Source organism: Streptomyces sp. NPDC037421 (assembly GCF_055602105.1).
The window spans coordinates 326,765-342,648 of record NZ_JBVJWV010000004.1; the positions used below are offsets into that span (position 1 = coordinate 326,765).

General features: G+C 73.7%; 13 protein-coding genes. 7 read left to right on the forward strand and 6 right to left on the reverse strand.

Features of this window, described 5'->3' with window-relative positions:
- Positions 1-10 precede the first annotated feature (10 nt).
- The 5 genes from ACZ7IF_RS09130 to ACZ7IF_RS09150 form a co-directional block, all read right to left on the reverse strand.
- Complete coding sequence (locus ACZ7IF_RS09130; RefSeq protein WP_470965396.1) at positions 11-796, reverse strand: SURF1 family cytochrome oxidase biogenesis protein; 786 nt, start codon at positions 794-796, stop codon at positions 11-13.
- Between the two features lie 78 nt (positions 797-874).
- Positions 875-1,108 carry a hypothetical protein gene (locus ACZ7IF_RS09135; protein ID WP_007263378.1) on the reverse strand — a complete coding sequence of 78 codons (234 nt, stop codon included), beginning with the start codon at positions 1,106-1,108 and terminating at the stop codon, positions 875-877.
- Between the two features lie 85 nt (positions 1,109-1,193).
- Complete coding sequence (locus ACZ7IF_RS09140) at positions 1,194-2,171, reverse strand: DEDDh family exonuclease (protein ID WP_470965399.1); 978 nt, start codon at positions 2,169-2,171, stop codon at positions 1,194-1,196.
- Between the two features lie 75 nt (positions 2,172-2,246).
- Positions 2,247-4,871: an MXAN_6230/SCO0854 family RING domain-containing protein gene (locus tag ACZ7IF_RS09145; RefSeq protein ID WP_470965402.1), complete on the reverse strand. Its 2,625-nt coding sequence runs from the start codon at positions 4,869-4,871 to the stop codon at positions 2,247-2,249.
- 115 nt (positions 4,872-4,986) lie between these two features.
- On the reverse strand, positions 4,987-5,643 hold the full coding sequence (locus ACZ7IF_RS09150; protein WP_470965405.1) for a TetR/AcrR family transcriptional regulator: 657 nt from the start codon (positions 5,641-5,643) through the stop codon (positions 4,987-4,989).
- Positions 5,644-5,757: 114 nt separating this feature from the next.
- On the opposite strand from ACZ7IF_RS09150, the gene ACZ7IF_RS09155 reads away from it, so the two are divergent.
- From ACZ7IF_RS09155 to ACZ7IF_RS09170, 4 genes are read left to right on the forward strand one after another with little or no spacing between them, the layout of a single operon-like run.
- Positions 5,758-6,555: an acetoacetate decarboxylase family protein gene (locus ACZ7IF_RS09155; RefSeq protein ID WP_470965408.1), complete on the forward strand. Its 798-nt coding sequence runs from the start codon at positions 5,758-5,760 to the stop codon at positions 6,553-6,555.
- A gap of 1 nt (position 6,556) precedes the next feature.
- Positions 6,557-7,459 (forward strand): SDR family NAD(P)-dependent oxidoreductase, encoded by a 903-nt coding sequence (locus tag ACZ7IF_RS09160; protein WP_470965411.1) that lies wholly within the window; start codon positions 6,557-6,559, stop codon positions 7,457-7,459.
- A complete protein-coding gene (locus ACZ7IF_RS09165; RefSeq protein WP_470965414.1) occupies positions 7,452-8,744 on the forward strand; it encodes an amidohydrolase family protein in 1,293 nt (430 codons plus the stop codon). Before ACZ7IF_RS09160 ends, ACZ7IF_RS09165 begins: the two co-directional genes overlap by 8 nt.
- Entirely contained in the window at positions 8,741-9,961 is a 1,221-nt protein-coding gene (locus ACZ7IF_RS09170) for an amidohydrolase family protein (RefSeq protein ID WP_470965417.1), read from the forward strand. Before ACZ7IF_RS09165 ends, ACZ7IF_RS09170 begins: the two co-directional genes overlap by 4 nt.
- Before the next feature lie 23 nt (positions 9,962-9,984).
- On the opposite strand, the gene ACZ7IF_RS09175 is transcribed toward ACZ7IF_RS09170, so the two are convergent.
- Positions 9,985-13,050 carry an NACHT domain-containing protein gene (locus ACZ7IF_RS09175; protein WP_470965420.1) on the reverse strand — a complete coding sequence of 1,022 codons (3,066 nt, stop codon included), beginning with the start codon at positions 13,048-13,050 and terminating at the stop codon, positions 9,985-9,987.
- Between the two features lie 93 nt (positions 13,051-13,143).
- On the opposite strand from ACZ7IF_RS09175, the gene ACZ7IF_RS09180 reads away from it, so the two are divergent.
- The 3 genes from ACZ7IF_RS09180 to ACZ7IF_RS09190 are packed head-to-tail and all read left to right on the forward strand — an operon-like array spanning position 13,144 to position 15,792.
- Entirely contained in the window at positions 13,144-14,034 is an 891-nt protein-coding gene (locus tag ACZ7IF_RS09180; RefSeq protein WP_470965423.1) for a sterol desaturase family protein, read from the forward strand.
- Positions 14,031-14,720, forward strand: coding sequence for a lysoplasmalogenase (locus tag ACZ7IF_RS09185; protein ID WP_470965426.1), 690 nt, complete (start codon positions 14,031-14,033; stop codon positions 14,718-14,720). The genes ACZ7IF_RS09180 and ACZ7IF_RS09185 overlap by 4 nt, the downstream gene beginning before the upstream one ends.
- Before the next feature lie 28 nt (positions 14,721-14,748).
- Positions 14,749-15,792, forward strand: a complete 1,044-nt coding sequence (locus ACZ7IF_RS09190) for a zinc-dependent alcohol dehydrogenase family protein (RefSeq protein ID WP_470965429.1) — start codon at positions 14,749-14,751, stop codon at positions 15,790-15,792.
- The last annotated feature ends 92 nt before the right edge of the window (positions 15,793-15,884 follow it).

The window sequence follows — 15,884 nt, forward strand, 5'->3', positions numbered from 1 at the left end:
GCCGGACAACCTACGCCGAAGCGGGCTCCGGCGACACGGCCTTGGCCGCCGCCTCCTCGCGGTCGCGCTTCTCCCGCCGCACCAGCACCAGCCACCCCACCGGCACCGCCGACGCGAACAGCCACCACTGCACGGCGTACGCCATGTGCGCGCCGATCGAGTCGTGGTCGGGCTCGGCCACCGGTTCGGGGCTGCCGCCGGCCGGTTCGGGGCCGGTCAGTTCGAGGTAGCCGCCGAGCACCGGCCTGCCCAGGCCTGCCGCCTGCTGCTCGCTGTTGATCAGCATCACCTGGCGGTCGGGCAGGCCCTTGCGGTCCTTGATCCCGCTGCCGCCGCTGGTCTCGTCGGCCTTGAGCCGCCCGGTCACCGTGACCTCGCCCGGGGGCGCGGCCGGCACCGGCGGGTAGGCGCGCGGGTCGTCGCCGCCGGCCACCCAGCCCCGGTTGACCAGGACCACCCGGCCGTCGCCCAGCACCAGCGGCGTCACCACGTGGAAGCCGACCTTGTCGTCGTTCGAGGTGCGCATCCGTACGACGACCTCGTGCGCGGGGTCGTACGTGCCGGTGGCGGTGACGGCACGCCAGTAGTCGGCCCTCGGGACGGTGTGCCCGGGCGAGGTGACCTCGGTCACCGGTACCGGCTTCCCGTACAGGTTCTTCGCGATCAGCTCGTTCTGGGCGACCCGGTGCTCGTGGCGGTGGAACTGCCAGAACCCCAGCTTGATCATCACGGGGATGAGGACGAGGGCGACGAGGGTGAGGGACACCCACTGCCGGGTCAGCACAAAGCGGTACACGCCCACGACGGTACCCCCAGCGACGAGGACCCCGGCGGCCGGGTGGCCCTCCGGGGTCCGGGGGAGCGGAGCGGGCGGTCAGACGTGGTCGACGATGCCCACCTTCCCCTCCGCTCGGGCGCAGTGCCCGCCGCAGTACCACTGGCCCTCGACCTCGACGCCCTGCCCGATGATCTGGACCCGGCAGTGTTCGCAGATGGGCGCCATGCGGTGGATGGCGCAGGAGAAGCAGTCGAAGACGTGCACCGCGCCCTGCGCGTGCACCTCGAAGGACATGCCGTAGTCGTTTCCGCAGACCTCGCAACGTGCCATGCGCCGCATGCTGTGCGGGGCGGCCGGACGGAACAAGATCCACCGGGGTGAGTCGCCGCGCCTGCACCCGGCCGGAGCAATGCCCCTACTCGTCCCCGGCCGCCGCCACGTCCCGCAGGAGCTGGGTGAAGGCCGCCTCGTCCACGATCGGGGTCCCGTACGACTTGGCCTTGACCGTCTTGGAGGTCGAGGAGTCGGGGTCGTTGGTCACGAGCAGGCTGGTGAGCCGGGACACGCTCGTCGCGATGTGCAGGCCCGCCTCCACCGCCCGGTCCTCCAGCAGCTCCCGGTCCACGGAGGTGTCCCCGGAGAAGGCGATCCGCATGCCCTGCTTGAGGGGCTTGCCGTCCTCGAAGCGCCCCGGGTTCGGGTACGGGCACGGCGGCCGCTTGCGCGAGGCCCGCCAGCTGCCGCCGTTCCCGTACGAGGACTGGTAGCCGACCCGCGGCGTCGCGGGGGAGTCCGACCACTCCGTCAGCGGGCGGCACTCCAGCAGGGGCAGCCGTACGCCGTCCCGCGCGGCCGCGTGCAGCGACGGACGGAACGCCTCCGCCAGCACCCGGGCGTCGTCGAGAGCGTGGTGGGCGCGCTGCTGGACCACGCCGTAGTGCGCGGCGAGGGACTCCAGCTTGTGGTTGGGCAGCGGGAGGTTCAGCTCCTTCGACAGGGCGATGGTGCACAGCCGCTGCCGTACGGGCGCGGTCGCGGAGGCCCGCGCGTACTCCCGGGCGATCATCTGCCAGTCGAAGATGGCGTTGTGCGCGACGAGCACCCGGTCGGCGAGCCGGCCCGCGAACTCCTCGGCGATGTCCTCGAAGAGCGGGGCGTCCTGGAGCATCGCACTGGTCAGGCCGTGGATCCAGGTGGGTCCGGGGTCACGGCGCGGGTTGACCAGGGTGTACCAGTGGTCCTCCACGTTGCCCTGGGCGTCGAGCCGGTAGACGGCCGCCGAGACTATCCGGTCGTCGCGAGCGAGCCCGGTGGTCTCCACGTCGACGACCGCGTACCCCTGTGGGTACGCGGTCGGCCATTCCGCCTCTGCGGTCGTACGGTCGTAGAGCATGGTCACAGAGGATATCGGCACGCACTGACACCCGTGGCCCGATGCCCCCTCAGCCCGATCCCGGCTCCAGCCGGGTCACAGCCCCGCCGCCAGCTCCGCCACCAGGTCCGGGGCGCCCACCGAGGCGAAGGATCCGGCCACTTCGGCCGGCCCGGGGAAGAGCCGGTACGCCGTCCCCGAGGCGCCGGCCCCGGCGGCGGTGGCGTGCACCGTGGCCAGGAACACCCTGAGGCCCGCGCTCTCTTCGGCGGCGGCCGCCGCCGCGTCCGCGGCCCCCCGCCGCTCCTCGGGCTCGCCCAGCGCGGCGACGCGGGTGGCGAATCCGGCCACCGTCTCCGCGGCGCCGGCCCGGTACTTCCACAGCTCTCCGGACCGCAGGACGGCCACCTCGCGGGAGCGGGCCGCGGCCCGCCACACCGCCAGGTCCCACAGGGTGGTGCGGGCTCCGGAGCCGAAGTGCTCCCACACGTCCCGGGCCACGGACGCCAGCCGCTCCCCGTGCGAGGCGATGCTCTGGAAGCCCTCCGAGGCCGGAAGGTGGACGTCCGCCCAGAGGGCCCGGCGGGCGGGGAGGTCCACGACCATCGGCATGCAGACCCGGGACTCGCCCGTCAGGTCGAAGCGCTGGCGCACGGTCCGCGGGTCGTACGAGGAGCCGCGCGGGCCGTCCGCGGGCAGGGCCATGAAGCCCGCGAAGGCGTCCGGCAGTTCGTCGAAGGGGATGTTGTTGTAGCTGAAGACGATCGGGACCGCGTACGCGTCCCCGTTCCCGGCGAGGGCCGCCAGGTCCAGGTCCACGTACTCGGTGGCACCGTCCGGAGCGGGCGCCGACGTGAGGTCGCCCGAGTGCACGGCGGCCGCGCGCGGCCCGTACCGCAGGCGGGTGTAGTCGCAGAGGCCGGTGTACTTCCAGTCGGCGTCGAAGAAGGCGACGGACAGGTCCAGGTCGGTGCGGTTGCCCGCCGGCTCCGTCCAGTGCAGGAACAGCCGCAGCACCTCGCCCTCGGGCAGGGTCTGCGTACTGCCGCGCGGCACGGCGACCAGCGACCTGGCGGCGTTGCGCTCGCCGAAGGGCACGGTGAGGTCCGCGAGCCCGGCGTCCAGGACCGCGAGGTCGTACGCCTCCCCGCCGGCCGCGGCGAACCGGCGCAGCACCTCCGCCTCCAGCCGGGCCGTGACCGCCCCGACGAGGGGCGCGGGCAGCGGGGCCCGCTCCTCCCGGGCCACCTGGGCGCGCGCCACCTTCCCGCGCGGGAAGAACACCCGGCGCCCGCCGAGGCGGTCCTCGGCGCGGGTGCGCAGCGCGCCGAGCGCGGACAGCAGCGGGCCCGCGCCCACCTTGGGCAGGCCCCGGTCGAGCGCCTGCTCCAGCTCGGGCAGGAGGTCCGCGCCCGGGTGCAGGCGCAGCAGGTGGTCGAGGCGGCGTACGAGCTCACCCGGGCGCTGCCCGGCGAGCGCGGCGGCGGCCGCGGCGTCCCCCTCGGCGAGGGCCTGCTCGAGCCGGCCGGCCCAGGTGGCGGGCCGGATCCGGTCCCCGTCCACGCGGACGGCGTCCGGGTGCGCGGCGGCGCTCTCCAGCAGCGCCGCGCCGAGCGGGGCGGCGGCGGACGCGGTGGTGCCGCGCAGCACGGCGAAGGCGAGCGCGGCGCGCGGGTGCCGGGCGTACCGCTCGAAGGGGTGCAGGGTCTCGGCGGCCCGCTTCCAGGCCACCGGGTGCCGCAGCAGGTCCTCGACCAGGTACTGCGGGTTGAACGAGTCGAGCACCGCGAGGAGTTCCCGGCGCAGCGGCCGTCCGGGGTTCGCGAACCGGGGCAGCGGCAACAGGCCCGCGTCCCCGCCGGACAGCACGGCGAGCAGCCGCAGTACGTCGGTGGCGGTGGTGAGCCGGGCGGCGAGCAGCGGCCGTACCGCGTCCGCGGTCCGCCAGTCGCGCAGCAGTTCGCCGAGGACCTGCGCCTTGGTCTCGCGTACCGGGATCTCCTCGGGGAGCCAGCCGAGGTCCGCCGGGGCGGCGGGCAGCAGGAGGTCCAGGTCGTCGCGGTCCTCGGGGGACAGCGGGGTCTGCCGGGCGAGCAGCGAGGCGACCGCGCGGGCGCAGTCGGCCGCCCGGTCGGTGCCGAGCCGCAGCAGCCGCAGCGGACCCGTCGGCGGGTCCTCGACCTTGCGGCCCGCCCGGGCGGCGCGCGCGGGCCGGCCGACGAGGCCCGGGCGCAGGAAAGGATCGGCGGCGTCGATACGCCGGTGGCAGACGGGGCAGCCGGTGTAGTCGGAGCCGTCCCAGCAGGCACGGCAGACGAGGTGGGCGCAGGGGGCGACGGGGTGGACCGTACGGGCCCGGCCGCACAGCACGCACGGCTGCTCGGGTTCCTGGAGCAGCAGGGCGAAGACCCGGCTGACGTACCAGTGCTCCGTGTCGTGGGGGATCGAGAAGGGGAAGCGGCGGAAGAGCGGCTCGTGCACCCGGTCGGCGCCCATGAGTCCGTCCACCAGCGCGAGCAGCCGCAGCCGCTCCTCGGCGAGGTCGGTCGGCGCGAGTTCCGAGAGCGCCGCGTGCAGCTCCGGGCTCAGCGCATGGCCGCGTTCGAGGAGCTCGGCCTCCAGTGGCCGCACCCCTTCGCGTCCGGGCGTCGCGGCGGCCTGCGGCTGGTCGACGTAGACGGTCCGGAGCCGGCGCAGCAGGACGGACTCGATGGCAGACACGGGTGAACTCCCCCTCCGGGAACGAAAAACGGGGGCGGAGAGTGGGCGCGCGGGATTCGTTGGAGGAAGGGAGAAGGATGCACGCCGGGGAGCCGCCCCCGTGCGACGGATCTCATCACGGGCCCGCACGGCCCGGCAAATCCTTATTCCCCGGCGGCGCCGTGAGCAGGGCCTCGGTCAGGGCCCGCACCGACAGCAGGAACAGCCGTTCCGGGTCCGCCGGGCGGGCCAGGGCGCGGGCGAGCGCCGGGTCGCCGGGGGCGGCCTCCGGGTCCCACAGCTCGTCCTCGCCGGGCGACTGGGCGGGGGAGCGCTCGCGGTTGCGCTCGACGAGCAGGAAGCCGACGATCTGGAACTGGACGGCCCGCACCGCGTCGGCGGCCCGCGCCCCGCGCAGCCCGGCGGCGTGCACCTCGTCGACCAGCGCCCGCTGGGCGGGCAGGAACATCCGCTCGGTGAGCCCTCGCTCGTGGACCATCGCGATCAGGTGCGGGCGGGCGCGGATCTCGCGCCGCAGGGTCCGGGCCACCGAGACGATCCGCTCGGCCGGGGTGCGGCCCACGGGGCGGACGGCGCCCATCTCCTGGACGGTCCGCTCCACGAGCGCGTCGAGCAGGGACTCGCGGTTGCCGACGTGCCAGTAGATCGAGGTCACGGCCGTGCCCAGCTCGCCGGCGAGCCCCCGCATGGTCAGGGCGGCCGGCCCGTGCTGCCTGACCAGGGCGGCGGCCGCGTCCAGGACCTCCCCGCGGGTCAGCGAGTTCCTCGCCATGGCCAGAGCCCGCCCATCTGCCGGATCGTCAGTTCTCTTGTGTGCAGGGGTCTTTACCCTTCATCGGCAGCAGTGTAACTGTGTTACAGAACCGACCGAAGGGTGGTGCGAGACATGGCACGCGTACGGTACGGAGCGCGGACCGAGGCCGAGATCGCGGCGTCGCGCGAGAAGAGCGCCAAGCTCCCCGACATCTGGTCCACCGGTGTGGTGGCCCTCTGGGAGACCGATCCCGACGTGGTGGCGGCGGTCCTGCCGCCGCCGCTCAAGCCCGCCGAACGGCCCCTCGTACGGGCCAACATCAGCAAGGTCGACCTGCCCGGCTACCCCCTCGGCGCCGGCTCGGTGGCCGTGGCCGCCCGGCACGGCGGGGTCGAGGGCTGGTACCCGCTCGTCATGCCCATGACCCACGAGCGCGCCCTGACCGGCGGCCGCGAGGTGTTCGGCGAGCCGAAGAAGCTGGGCGAGGTCACCGTCGAGCGCGAGGGGCTCGTCGTACGGGCCGCCCTCGCCCGGCACGGGATCGCCTTCGTCGAGGTGCGCGGGGCCGTGGACCGCGAGCTGCCGCTGCCCGAGCCGACGGTGAAGACCGACTTCTACTTCAAGTTCCTCCCGGCGGTGGACGGCTCCGGCCTGGACGGCGACCCGGTCCTCGTGCACTGCACCCGCAACGAGAAGGTCCGCAGACTGGAGCACCTCACCGGTGACGTCGTACTGCGCGAATCGATGTACGACCCCGTCGCCGACCTCCCCGTACGCCGCCTCGTGGAACTCACCATCGGCGAGAAGACCACCGACCAGAAGGGCCGGGTCGTCGAGCGGGTCAGCGCCCAGGCCCTGCTCCCGTACCTCCACCAGCGCTACGACGACCCCCTCCAGATCCTCGACGGCCCGCCCGAGGGGAGCGTGTGACATGCGGCTCGAACCCGGACAGGTGGCCGTCGTCACCGGCGCCGCGAGCGGCATCGGCCTCGCCATGGCCCGCCGCTTCGCCGCCGAGGGCCTGAAGGTGGTCCTCGCCGACGTGGAGGAGGCCGCCCTGCGCAAGGCCGCCGATGAACTCGCCGCGGACGGCGCCGAGGTGCTCGCCCGGCTCGTCGACGTCAGCGAACGCGACTCCGTCACCGCCCTCGCCGACGCCGCCTACGAGACCTTCGGCGCCGTGCACGTGCTGTGCAACAACGCGGGCGTCGGATCCGGTGCCGAGGGGCGGATGTGGGAGCACGAGCCCAACGACTGGAAGTGGGCCTTCTCCGTCAACGTCTGGGGCGTCTTCCACGGCATCCAGGCCTTCGTCCCCCGCATGATCGCCTCCGGCGCCCCCGGCCACGTCGTCAACACCTCCTCCGGCGACGGCGGCATCGCCCCCCTGCCCACCGCCTCCGTGTACGCCGTCACCAAGGCGGCCGTGGTCACCATGACCGAGTCCCTCTACGCCCACCTCAAGGCCGAGGGCGCCTCCGTCGGCGCCTCCGTCCTCTTCCCCGGACCGCACATGCTGCGCACCGGCCTGTGGGAGTCCCACCGCAACAGGCCCGGGCGCTTCGCGAAGGAACGGCCGCGCAGGTCCCCGTACCGCAGCCTCGACCAGTACGAGACCGCGATGAAGCAGGCCGGGCACGAGGTGCGCTTCACCCCGGTCGAGGAGGTCGCGGAGCACGTCGTCGACGGCATCCGCGCCGACCGCTTCTGGATGCTGCCGGCGAGCGAACACAGCGACCGGCAGATCCGCGCCCGGTCGCAGTCGATGCTCGACCGCGCCAACCCCGCCTACCTGGAGAGCTTCATCCTCGACGGAGGGGACCGACGTGCCTGACGAGACGTACGAAGACCCGTACCTGATCATCTCCTCCGACTGCCACGCGGGGCTGCCCACCGAGCAGTACCGCCCCTACCTCGACTCCCGCTTCCACCCGCAGTTCGACGAGTTCCTCGGCCAGCGCGACGCCCGCCGCGAGGAGGCCACCCGGCTCGGCGTGCGCAACGAGGCCTTCGCCGAGAAGTGGTTCCACGACCACGAGGAAGGCCTCAAGGGCGGCTGGGACAGCACCCAGCGGCTCAAGGAGCTCGACGGCGACGGAGTGGCCGCCGAGGTCGTCTTCCCCGACGCGGACGCCGTCGACAGCCAGACCGCCGCCCCCTTCGGGGTGGGCCTGGGCCTGTCCGGCGACCAGGACCCCGAGCTCGGCATGGCGGGCGCGCAGGCCCACAACCGCTGGCTGGCGGAGTTCGTCGGGCAGAACCCCGAGCGGCACTGCGGCGTAGCCCTGCTGCCCGTCACCGGCGAGCCGTCCAAGGTGGTCGCGGAGATCCACCGGGCCAAGGAGTCCGGCCTCGGCGCCCTGATGATCCCCTCGATGTGGGTGGACCAGGCGCCCTACCACGACCGCCGCTACGACCCCGTGTGGGCGGCCGCCGCCGAGACGGCGATGCCGATCGTCACCCACTCGGGCGCCGCGCCCCGCCAGGAGTACGGCGACCACCTGGGCATCTACGTCTCCGAGGTCACCTGGTGGCCGGCCCGGCCGCTGTGGTTCCTGCTCTGGTCCGGGGTCTTCGAGCGCCACCCCGGCCTGAAGTTCGGCGTGGCCGAGTCGGGCTGCTGGTGGCTGCCGAACCTCCTCTGGTTCATGGACCGCCTCTACCTCGGCGCCCACGGCGGCAAGAAGCTCTCGCCCTTCTCGGAGCTGAAACGGCCCCCGAGCGACTACCTGGACCGGCAGGTGTTCGTCTGCGCGACCAACACCAAGCGCCGGGAACTCGCCCAGCGCTACGAGATCGGCGTGGACAACATCCTGTGGGGCTCGGACTTCCCGCACCCCGAGGGCACCTGGCCCGACACCCGCAACTGGCTGAGGAACACCTTCCACGACATCCCGGTCTCCGAGACCCGGCGGATGCTGGGCCTGGCCGCCGCCGAGGTCTTCGGCTTCGACACGGAGAAGCTCGCCCCGATCGCCCGCCGCATCGGCCCCACCCCGGCCGAGCTGGGCCAGAGCCCCGGCCAGGCGGCGGTGGAGGCCTCCTGGGCCCGCTCCCGCGAGACCGGCCGGCACTGGCTCACCGGCGGGGACTTCCCGGTCATGGGGGTCTCCTCATGACGGAGGACCGCTACACGGTCATCTCGGCGGACTGCCACGCGGGCGCCGACCTGCTCGACTACAGGCCGTACCTGGCCAAGCGCCACCACGAGGCCTTCGACGCCTGGGCCGCCACGTACGTCAACCCGTACGAGGACCTCCTCGCCGACTCCGCCGACCTCAACTGGAACTCGGCCCGGCGCCTGGCCGAGCTCGAAGCGGACGGGATCGTGGCGGAGGTGATCTTCCCGAACACCATCCCGCCCTTCTTCCCCAAGGCCTCGCTGATGGCCCAGCCGCCGACGCCCGACGAGTACGAGCTGAGGTGGGCCGGCCTCCAGGCGCACAACCGGTGGCTGGCCGACTTCTGCGCGGACGCCCCGGGGCGGCGGGCGGGCGTCGCGCAGATCCTGCTCAACGACGTGGACGCGGCGGTCGCCGAGATCCGCCGCGCCCGCGAGGCCGGCCTGACCGGCGGGATCCTGCTCCCCGGCGTCCCGCCCGGCTCGCCGGTTCCCGAGCTGTACTCGGCCGCGTACGACCCGATCTGGGCGGTGTGCGCGGAGCTGGACGTCCCGGTCAACCACCACGGCGGCTCGGCGTCGCCGCCGCTCGGCGACGAACCGGCCGCGCGGGCCGTCTTCATGGTGGAGACCACCTGGTTCTCGCACCGCGCCCTGTGGCACCTGATCTTCGGCGGCGCCTTCCGCCGCCACCCGGGCCTCAAGCTGGTCCTGACGGAGCAGGGCTCCGGCTGGATCCCGGGCGTGCTGGAGATGCTGGACTACTACCACGGCCGCCTGGTCGCGGCGTCCTCCACCGCCGAGGCCAAGTTCGGCGCGGGCCTGGCCGAGTCCATGGGCCGGGGGCCGAGCGAGGTCTGGCGGGACAACTGCTTCGTGGGGGCCAGCTTCATGCGCCCCCACGAGGTCCCGCTGCGGGAGCGGATCGGCCTGGACAAGATCATGTGGGGCAGCGACTTCCCCCACGACGAGGGCACCACCCCGTTCTCCCGCGAGGGCCTGCGGATCGCGTACGCGGGCCTGCCGAGGGAGGAGGTCGCGGCGATGGTCGGCGGCAACGCGGCGCGGGTGTACGGCTTCGACCTGGGCCTGCTGGACGCGGTCGCGGCGAAGCACGGCCCGCGGGTGGCGGAGATCGCCGAGCCCCTGACGGAGATCCCGCCGCAGGCCACCAGCCCGGCCTTCGCCCGGGGGGCGTCGGTCCGGGTCTGGTAGCCCTTCGGCTCCCGCCGGGCGGTTCAGGTGTCGTATGCCGTGAGCCGCTCCGGCGGGAACCCCTCGGCGCCGGTCACCCGAGTGGTGCCCGACGTGACGACACGCAGGCCGGGCAGGTCGGCCAGCGGCCCGATGTCCACGACGGGCAGGCAGTCGCTCAGGTTCAGGTACGTCAGCTCGGGCAGTTCTCGCAGCGGCTCGACCCCACCCGCCAGCCCGCACGACCCGAGGTAGATCTCCTTCAGTCCCTGGTGGCGCACCAGGCGGCCCAGGTCCAGCGCAGGCTGAGCCAGTATCTGCAGGACGGTCAGCGGAGGCGGCACGGGCATGCGTGCCAGCTGGGACTCCTGCGCGCTGCCGGAGACCGTCAGCCAGGACAGTGCCGGCCACCGCTCCAGCCCGTCCAGGCTCATCCCCGCGGCCCGCTCGTAGAGTCCGAGTCCGGATAACGCACCGCCCACCGGCAGATCGGCGACCGAGCGCTGCTCGGGCTTCAGGTCCAGCCCGAGGTGTCGCAGTGTCCCCAGGTCCGCCAGGGGCCGCAGGCCGATTGCGTCGAGCCGATACAGGTACAGGGTCTCCAGGGCGAGGTCGCGGAGTCCTTCGAGGTGTACGCCGCGGCACTGGTCCAGACCCAGCAGTCGCAGTCCGGGCAGCGCGGACAGGCCGGCGAGGTCGGAGAGCCGGTCGTTCAGGCTGAAGAAGACCCGCTCCAGGCCGGGCAGGGAGAGAAGCTCCGGGGGGATGCCGTGGTCGCCCTCCAGCCGGATGCGCCGGTGCGGCAGCCTGCTCAGCTGCGCGAGCTGCTCCCGTGTGCAGACGGGGAGGAAGGCATCGTCTCCCAGCGAGGCGCCGCTCAGCACTTCGTCCGCGTACTCCTTCGCCTCGAACCGGCCCCACGCGGCTGCCAGTTCGTGGCAGACCAGGAAGCGGGTGTCCTCCCTTGCGCCAGCCAGAACCCTGAGGGCCCGGGGCCCGCCGACAAGCGTCGCGACTTGGAGGGTCGCCGCCGCCTCCGTGACGCTCAGCCCGCCCGGGTCCGGCAGCAGCCCCAGGACCAGCTCCCCGGCCTTGGCCAGTTCAGCGGCCTGGGCCTTGGTGCGCGGCGGGAGCAGCTCCGAGGTCCGGGACTGGATCTCGCGGCGCAGGGCCGGGTCCAGTTCCGGGGCGTGTTCCAGGCAGGCGGCGGCCAGCAGGGTCAGGCGGTTGCGGGCGCCCTTGACCTTGTCCGCGCGCTTCAACAGGCCCCGCAGGATCCGGGTGCGCTCGTCCGGGCGGGCGTGGCCCACCGCCATGCGGACCACGTCGTCCCAGGTGTCGTCCTGCGCGTTCTTCACCAGCACGCCGAAGTCCCGGGACTCCACCGCCGCCTTGGCGCCCAGGTAGTCCTGGAAGGTGCGGTGGACGAAGTCCACCGATCCCGCGACCGGCTCCCGCAGCAGCCCGCTGCGGATCAGCAGGTGGGAGAAGACCCGCTCCGCATCGCCCTGCTCGCGCACCTGCGGCATGCCCTCCAGCCACTCCGCCACCAGCTCGACGGCCTCGTCGCGGCCCGCCTCCACCTGGCCGTTGCGGATCAGCCAGTACGCGAACCGCTGGAGCAGCAGGATCTGTTCGTCCCGAGTGAGATAGACGCCCTCGACCCCGGTGATCTCCCGCTCGGTGTCCCGACGGACCAGCAGCATGTCCAACGCCGCGTCGTACAGCTCCTTGCGGGCGCGGGGGAGCTGCATCCGCCGGTCCCGGTTCAACGCGCAGAGCAGCGCGCACATCAGGGGGTTGGTTGCCAGCCGGCCCAGGTCCCGGCGGGCCGTCACCGCCTCCCGCAGCGAGGCCTCGTACGCTTCGAGGTCCTCGCCCGGGCATTCCGCCCCGGCGGCCCGGTGCCAGTGCGCGATGAACGCCCTCACGTCCTCCCGTTCCATCGGCAGCAGCGCGTACGGTGCGAAGCCCTCCCGGGCGAGCCAGTCCTCCGGGACCGCCGAAGGGCGGGTGGTGACGACGTAGCGGGCCTTCGGGAAGGCCGACACCAGCCCGCGCAGCCAGGTCTCCGTGCGGGCGCGCAGCCGCTGCGGGACCTCGTCCACCCCGTCCACCAGGACCAGTGCCCGCCCGCTCAGCATCAGGTTCTCGACCCAGCCGGCCGGCGCCGACAGCGGTACGCCGGAGGCCTTGAGGAAGTCCTCCGGCAGCGGCAGGGCGTCGGAGTTCGTGAACGAGCGCAGGCGCAGCACGAACGGGACGCGGGTGCCGTGCCGGGCCGCGTCGACGGCGAGCCACTGGAGGAGGGTGCTCTTGCCGGAGCCCGCCGGGCCGCGCAGCAGGACGCGGTCCGCCGCGCCCAGCGCGTGCTCCGCCTTGACGGTGGTCTGGTGCACGCCGGGCTCGCCCGGCAGCAGCCGCTGCTGCTCGCCGCTGACCGCGAGGCTGATGTACGCCAGGTCCAGCGGCCATTCCTCCCGCGCGCGGCCGGTCGTCAGCCCGAACAGCTGGAGCCGTCCGTGGGTGTCGGCCACGTACCGCGCGTACCGCTCCTCGAAGGCGTGCGCCGCACCGTCCGCGCGGTCCGCCAGCCGGTCCACCGACCGCTGCAACGCGCCGGTGCGGCGTACGAGTTCCACCTCGGCCCGCGCGCCGAACGACGGCAGGGTCGTCAGGTACTCCACGGAGTGCACGCAGGCCAGCCGGATCAGGTCACGGGCCAGGGCCTCGGCCCCCGCGCTCAGGCCCGCCGCCGGTGGCAGGGACACCTTCGCCGCCAGCTCCGCCGGGTCCAGGTCCGCCGCGAAGAGGGCCTCCGCGTCCAGGCGCCCCGGCCAGGCCGCGAAGGCGTCGGCGACCGCGTCGAGCGCGGCCAGCCGTTCGTGCTCCGGCAGCCGGGCTGCGGCCGCGCCCAGCCGGGGCGCCAGCTCCTCGGCGAGCCGGCGCAGCTCCGGCGTGCCGAGCTCCGCCGGGCGGCGCCAGCGCTGCGCCGGCCGCACCGCCCGGTCGGTGAGGCCCGCGCCGGGCACCTGCCCGAGCCGCGACCTCCACAAGGACCCTGCCACGGTGCTCGCCGCCCTTAACGCGGCCGTTTCGAGCCCTGCCATGCGCCCTCCCCCTTGTACCCCGGGTAACCCCGTCGGATACTGATCGGTAACAACCCCTAGCGGCACCCCGGAACCCGCCCCTAAGGTGCGCCCATGCCAAATCTGCCCGATGTCGTGCTGTGGTCCATACCCGCCTTCGTACTGCTCACCGTCATCGAGGTGGTCAGCTACCGGCTCCATCCCGACGAGGACGCCGCCGGCTACGACACCAAGGACGCGGTCACCAGCGTCACCATGGGGATCGGCAGCATCGGCTTCGACCTGCTCTGGAAGATCCCGGTCGTCGCGGTCTTCACCGCCGTCTACGAACTGACCCCGCTGCGGGTGCCGTTCCTGTGGTGGACCGCCCTGCTGATGCTGCTCGCCCAGGACTTCCTCTACTACTGGCAGCACCGGCTCCACCACGTCATCCGCATCCTGTGGGCCTGCCACGTCGTCCACCACAGCAGCCGCAGGTTCAACCTCACCACCGCCCTGCGCCAGCCCTGGACCAGCGCGACCACCTGGTGGTTCTACCTCCCGATGGTCGCCCTCGGCGTGCACCCGGCCGCGATCCCCTTCTGCTACGGCATCAACCTGCTCTACCAGTTCTGGGTGCACACCGAGCGGATCGGGAAGCTGCCGAGGCCCTACGAGTACGTCTTCAACACCCCCTCCCACCACCGCGTCCACCACGCCTCCCAGGGCGGCTACCTGGACCGCAACTTCGGCGGGATCCTGATCGTCTGGGACCGGATGTTCGGGTCCTGGGTGGGGGAGACGGAGCGGCCCGTCTACGGGCTGACCAAGAACATCGGCACCCACAACCCGCTGCGCGTCGCCACCCACGAGTACGCCGCCATCGCCCGCGACGTCCGCGCCGCCGACAGCTGGCGCGAGCGCGCCGGGCGGGTGTTCCGGGGCCCCGGCTGGCAGCCGGCCGCCAAGCGGGCGGAGGCCGTCCCGACCGCCGGGGCCGCGAAGGCGCCGGAGCCCGCCGCGTGAGCGCCACCGGAACGCGCACGCCCTCCTGGGCGATCCGCCCGGCCGCCGCCGGGCGCGCCGGGCGGGTGCTGCTCGCCGGCTTCGGCGCGGCCGCCGCCGCGGACCTGGGCTCGCTGCTGGCCGGCTGGCACCTCGGGCACGTCCTCGCCAAGCCGCTGCTGATGCCGCTGCTGGTGGCGTACGTGATCACCCGCCGCGCGCCCCGGCTGCTGGTCGCCGCCCTGCTCTTCGGCTGGGGCGGGGACCTCGCGCTGCTCTTCGACGCCGAGCCCGCCTTCCTCATCGGCATGGGCTCCTTCGCCCTCGGGCACGTCTGTTACCTGGTCCTCTTCGGCCGGAGCAGGACCAACCCCGCGCTCGGGGGCGCGTACGCCCTCGCGCTCGTCGGGACCGTCGCGCTGCTGTGGCCGGACCTGCCGGCGGACCTGCGGATCCCCGTCGCCGGGTACAGCCTGCTGCTCACCGCCATGGCCTGCCGCTCCAGCGCCCTCGGCCGCACCGCGGGCGTCGGCGGGGCGCTGTTCCTGCTCTCCGACACCCTCATCGCGACCGGGGTCGCCGAGTGGCCCCAGCTGCCGCGCCCGGACTTCTGGATCATGGCCACCTACCTCGCGGCCCAGTACCTGCTGGCCCTGGGCACGATCGCCCGCGAGCAGGCGTACCGTAGGGAAGTCATACAAGACTGAACTATCTGATCCGGAGGGCTGCACCACCATGCGCGCCACCGTCATCCACGCCCCGCACGACATCCGCGTGGAGGAGGTGCCCGACGCTGCGATCCAGCGCCCCGAGGACGCCGTCGTCCGCGTCCTGCGCGCCTGCATCTGCGGCAGCGACCTGTGGGCCTACCGCGGCGAGGCGGCCCGCCGGCCCGGCCAGCGGATCGGGCACGAGTTCCTCGGCGTCGTCGAGGAGACCGGCTCCGCCGTCTCCGGCCTGAAGGCCGGGGACCTGGTCGTGGCTCCCTTCATGTGGTCCGACGGCACCTGCGACTACTGCTCCGAGGGCCTGTACACCTCCTGCGTGCACGGCGGCTTCTGGGGCTCGGTCGGCTTCGACGGCGGCCAGGGCGAGGCCGTCCGGGTCCCGCACGCCGACGGCACCCTGGTGAAGCTGCCCGCCGCGGCCGCCTCCGACGACCACCTGCTGACCGGGCTGCTCGCACTGTCCGACGTCATGGGCACCGGCCACCACGCCGCCCTGGGCGCGGGCGTCCGCGCCGGCTCCACCGTCGCCGTCGTCGGTGACGGCGCGGTCGGGCTGTGCGGCGTCCTCGCGGCCAAGCGGCTCGGCGCCGAGCGGATCATCGCGCTGGGCCGGCACAGCGCCCGTACGGACATCGCCAAGCTCTTCGGGGCCACCGACGTGGTCGCCGAGCGCGGGGAGGCCGCCGAGGCCGCCGTCCGCGAGCTGACCCGCGGCCAGGGGGCGCACGCCGTCATCGAGGCGGTCGGCACCGAGCAGTCCATGCGGACGGCGGTGAACATCACCCGCGACGGCGGCGCCATCGGCTACGTCGGCGTCCCGCACGGCAGCGGCACCGGCCTCGACCTCGGCGTGATGTTCGACCGGAACATCACCCTGCGCGGCGGTGTGGCCCCGGTCCGGGCCTACATCCCGGAGCTGCTGGAGGACGTGCTGAGCGGCGCGATCGACCCGGCCCCCGTCTTCGACCGGGCCGTCTCCCTGGACGAGGTCCCGGACGGCTACCGCGCGATGGACGACCGCAGCGCGCTGAAGGTCCTGATCAAGCCCTGACCCGGGCGGCGCACGGGGAAGGGGGGGGGGGGGGGGGGGCCCCCCCCCCCCCCCCCCCTCCCCCCCCCCGCTCCCCCCCCACCAACTCTCCT

Excerpts from the sequence above, each read along its gene's own strand:
- ACZ7IF_RS09175 (WP_470965420.1), bottom strand. The coding sequence starts at position 13,050 with ATGGCAGGGCTCGAAACGGCCGCGTTAAGGGCGGCGAGCACCGTGGCA.
- ACZ7IF_RS09170 (WP_470965417.1), top strand. The coding sequence starts at position 8,741 with ATGACGGAGGACCGCTACACGGTCATCTCGGCGGACTGCCACGCGGGC.
- ACZ7IF_RS09190 (WP_470965429.1), top strand. The coding sequence starts at position 14,749 with ATGCGCGCCACCGTCATCCACGCCCCGCACGACATCCGCGTGGAGGAG.
- ACZ7IF_RS09180 (WP_470965423.1), top strand. The coding sequence starts at position 13,144 with ATGCCAAATCTGCCCGATGTCGTGCTGTGGTCCATACCCGCCTTCGTA.
- ACZ7IF_RS09160 (WP_470965411.1), top strand. The coding sequence starts at position 6,557 with ATGCGGCTCGAACCCGGACAGGTGGCCGTCGTCACCGGCGCCGCGAGC.
- ACZ7IF_RS09155 (WP_470965408.1), top strand. The coding sequence starts at position 5,758 with ATGGCACGCGTACGGTACGGAGCGCGGACCGAGGCCGAGATCGCGGCG.
- ACZ7IF_RS09150 (WP_470965405.1), bottom strand. The coding sequence starts at position 5,643 with ATGGCGAGGAACTCGCTGACCCGCGGGGAGGTCCTGGACGCGGCCGCC.
- ACZ7IF_RS09135 (WP_007263378.1), bottom strand. The coding sequence starts at position 1,108 with ATGGCACGTTGCGAGGTCTGCGGAAACGACTACGGCATGTCCTTCGAG.
- ACZ7IF_RS09140 (WP_470965399.1), bottom strand. The coding sequence starts at position 2,171 with ATGCTCTACGACCGTACGACCGCAGAGGCGGAATGGCCGACCGCGTAC.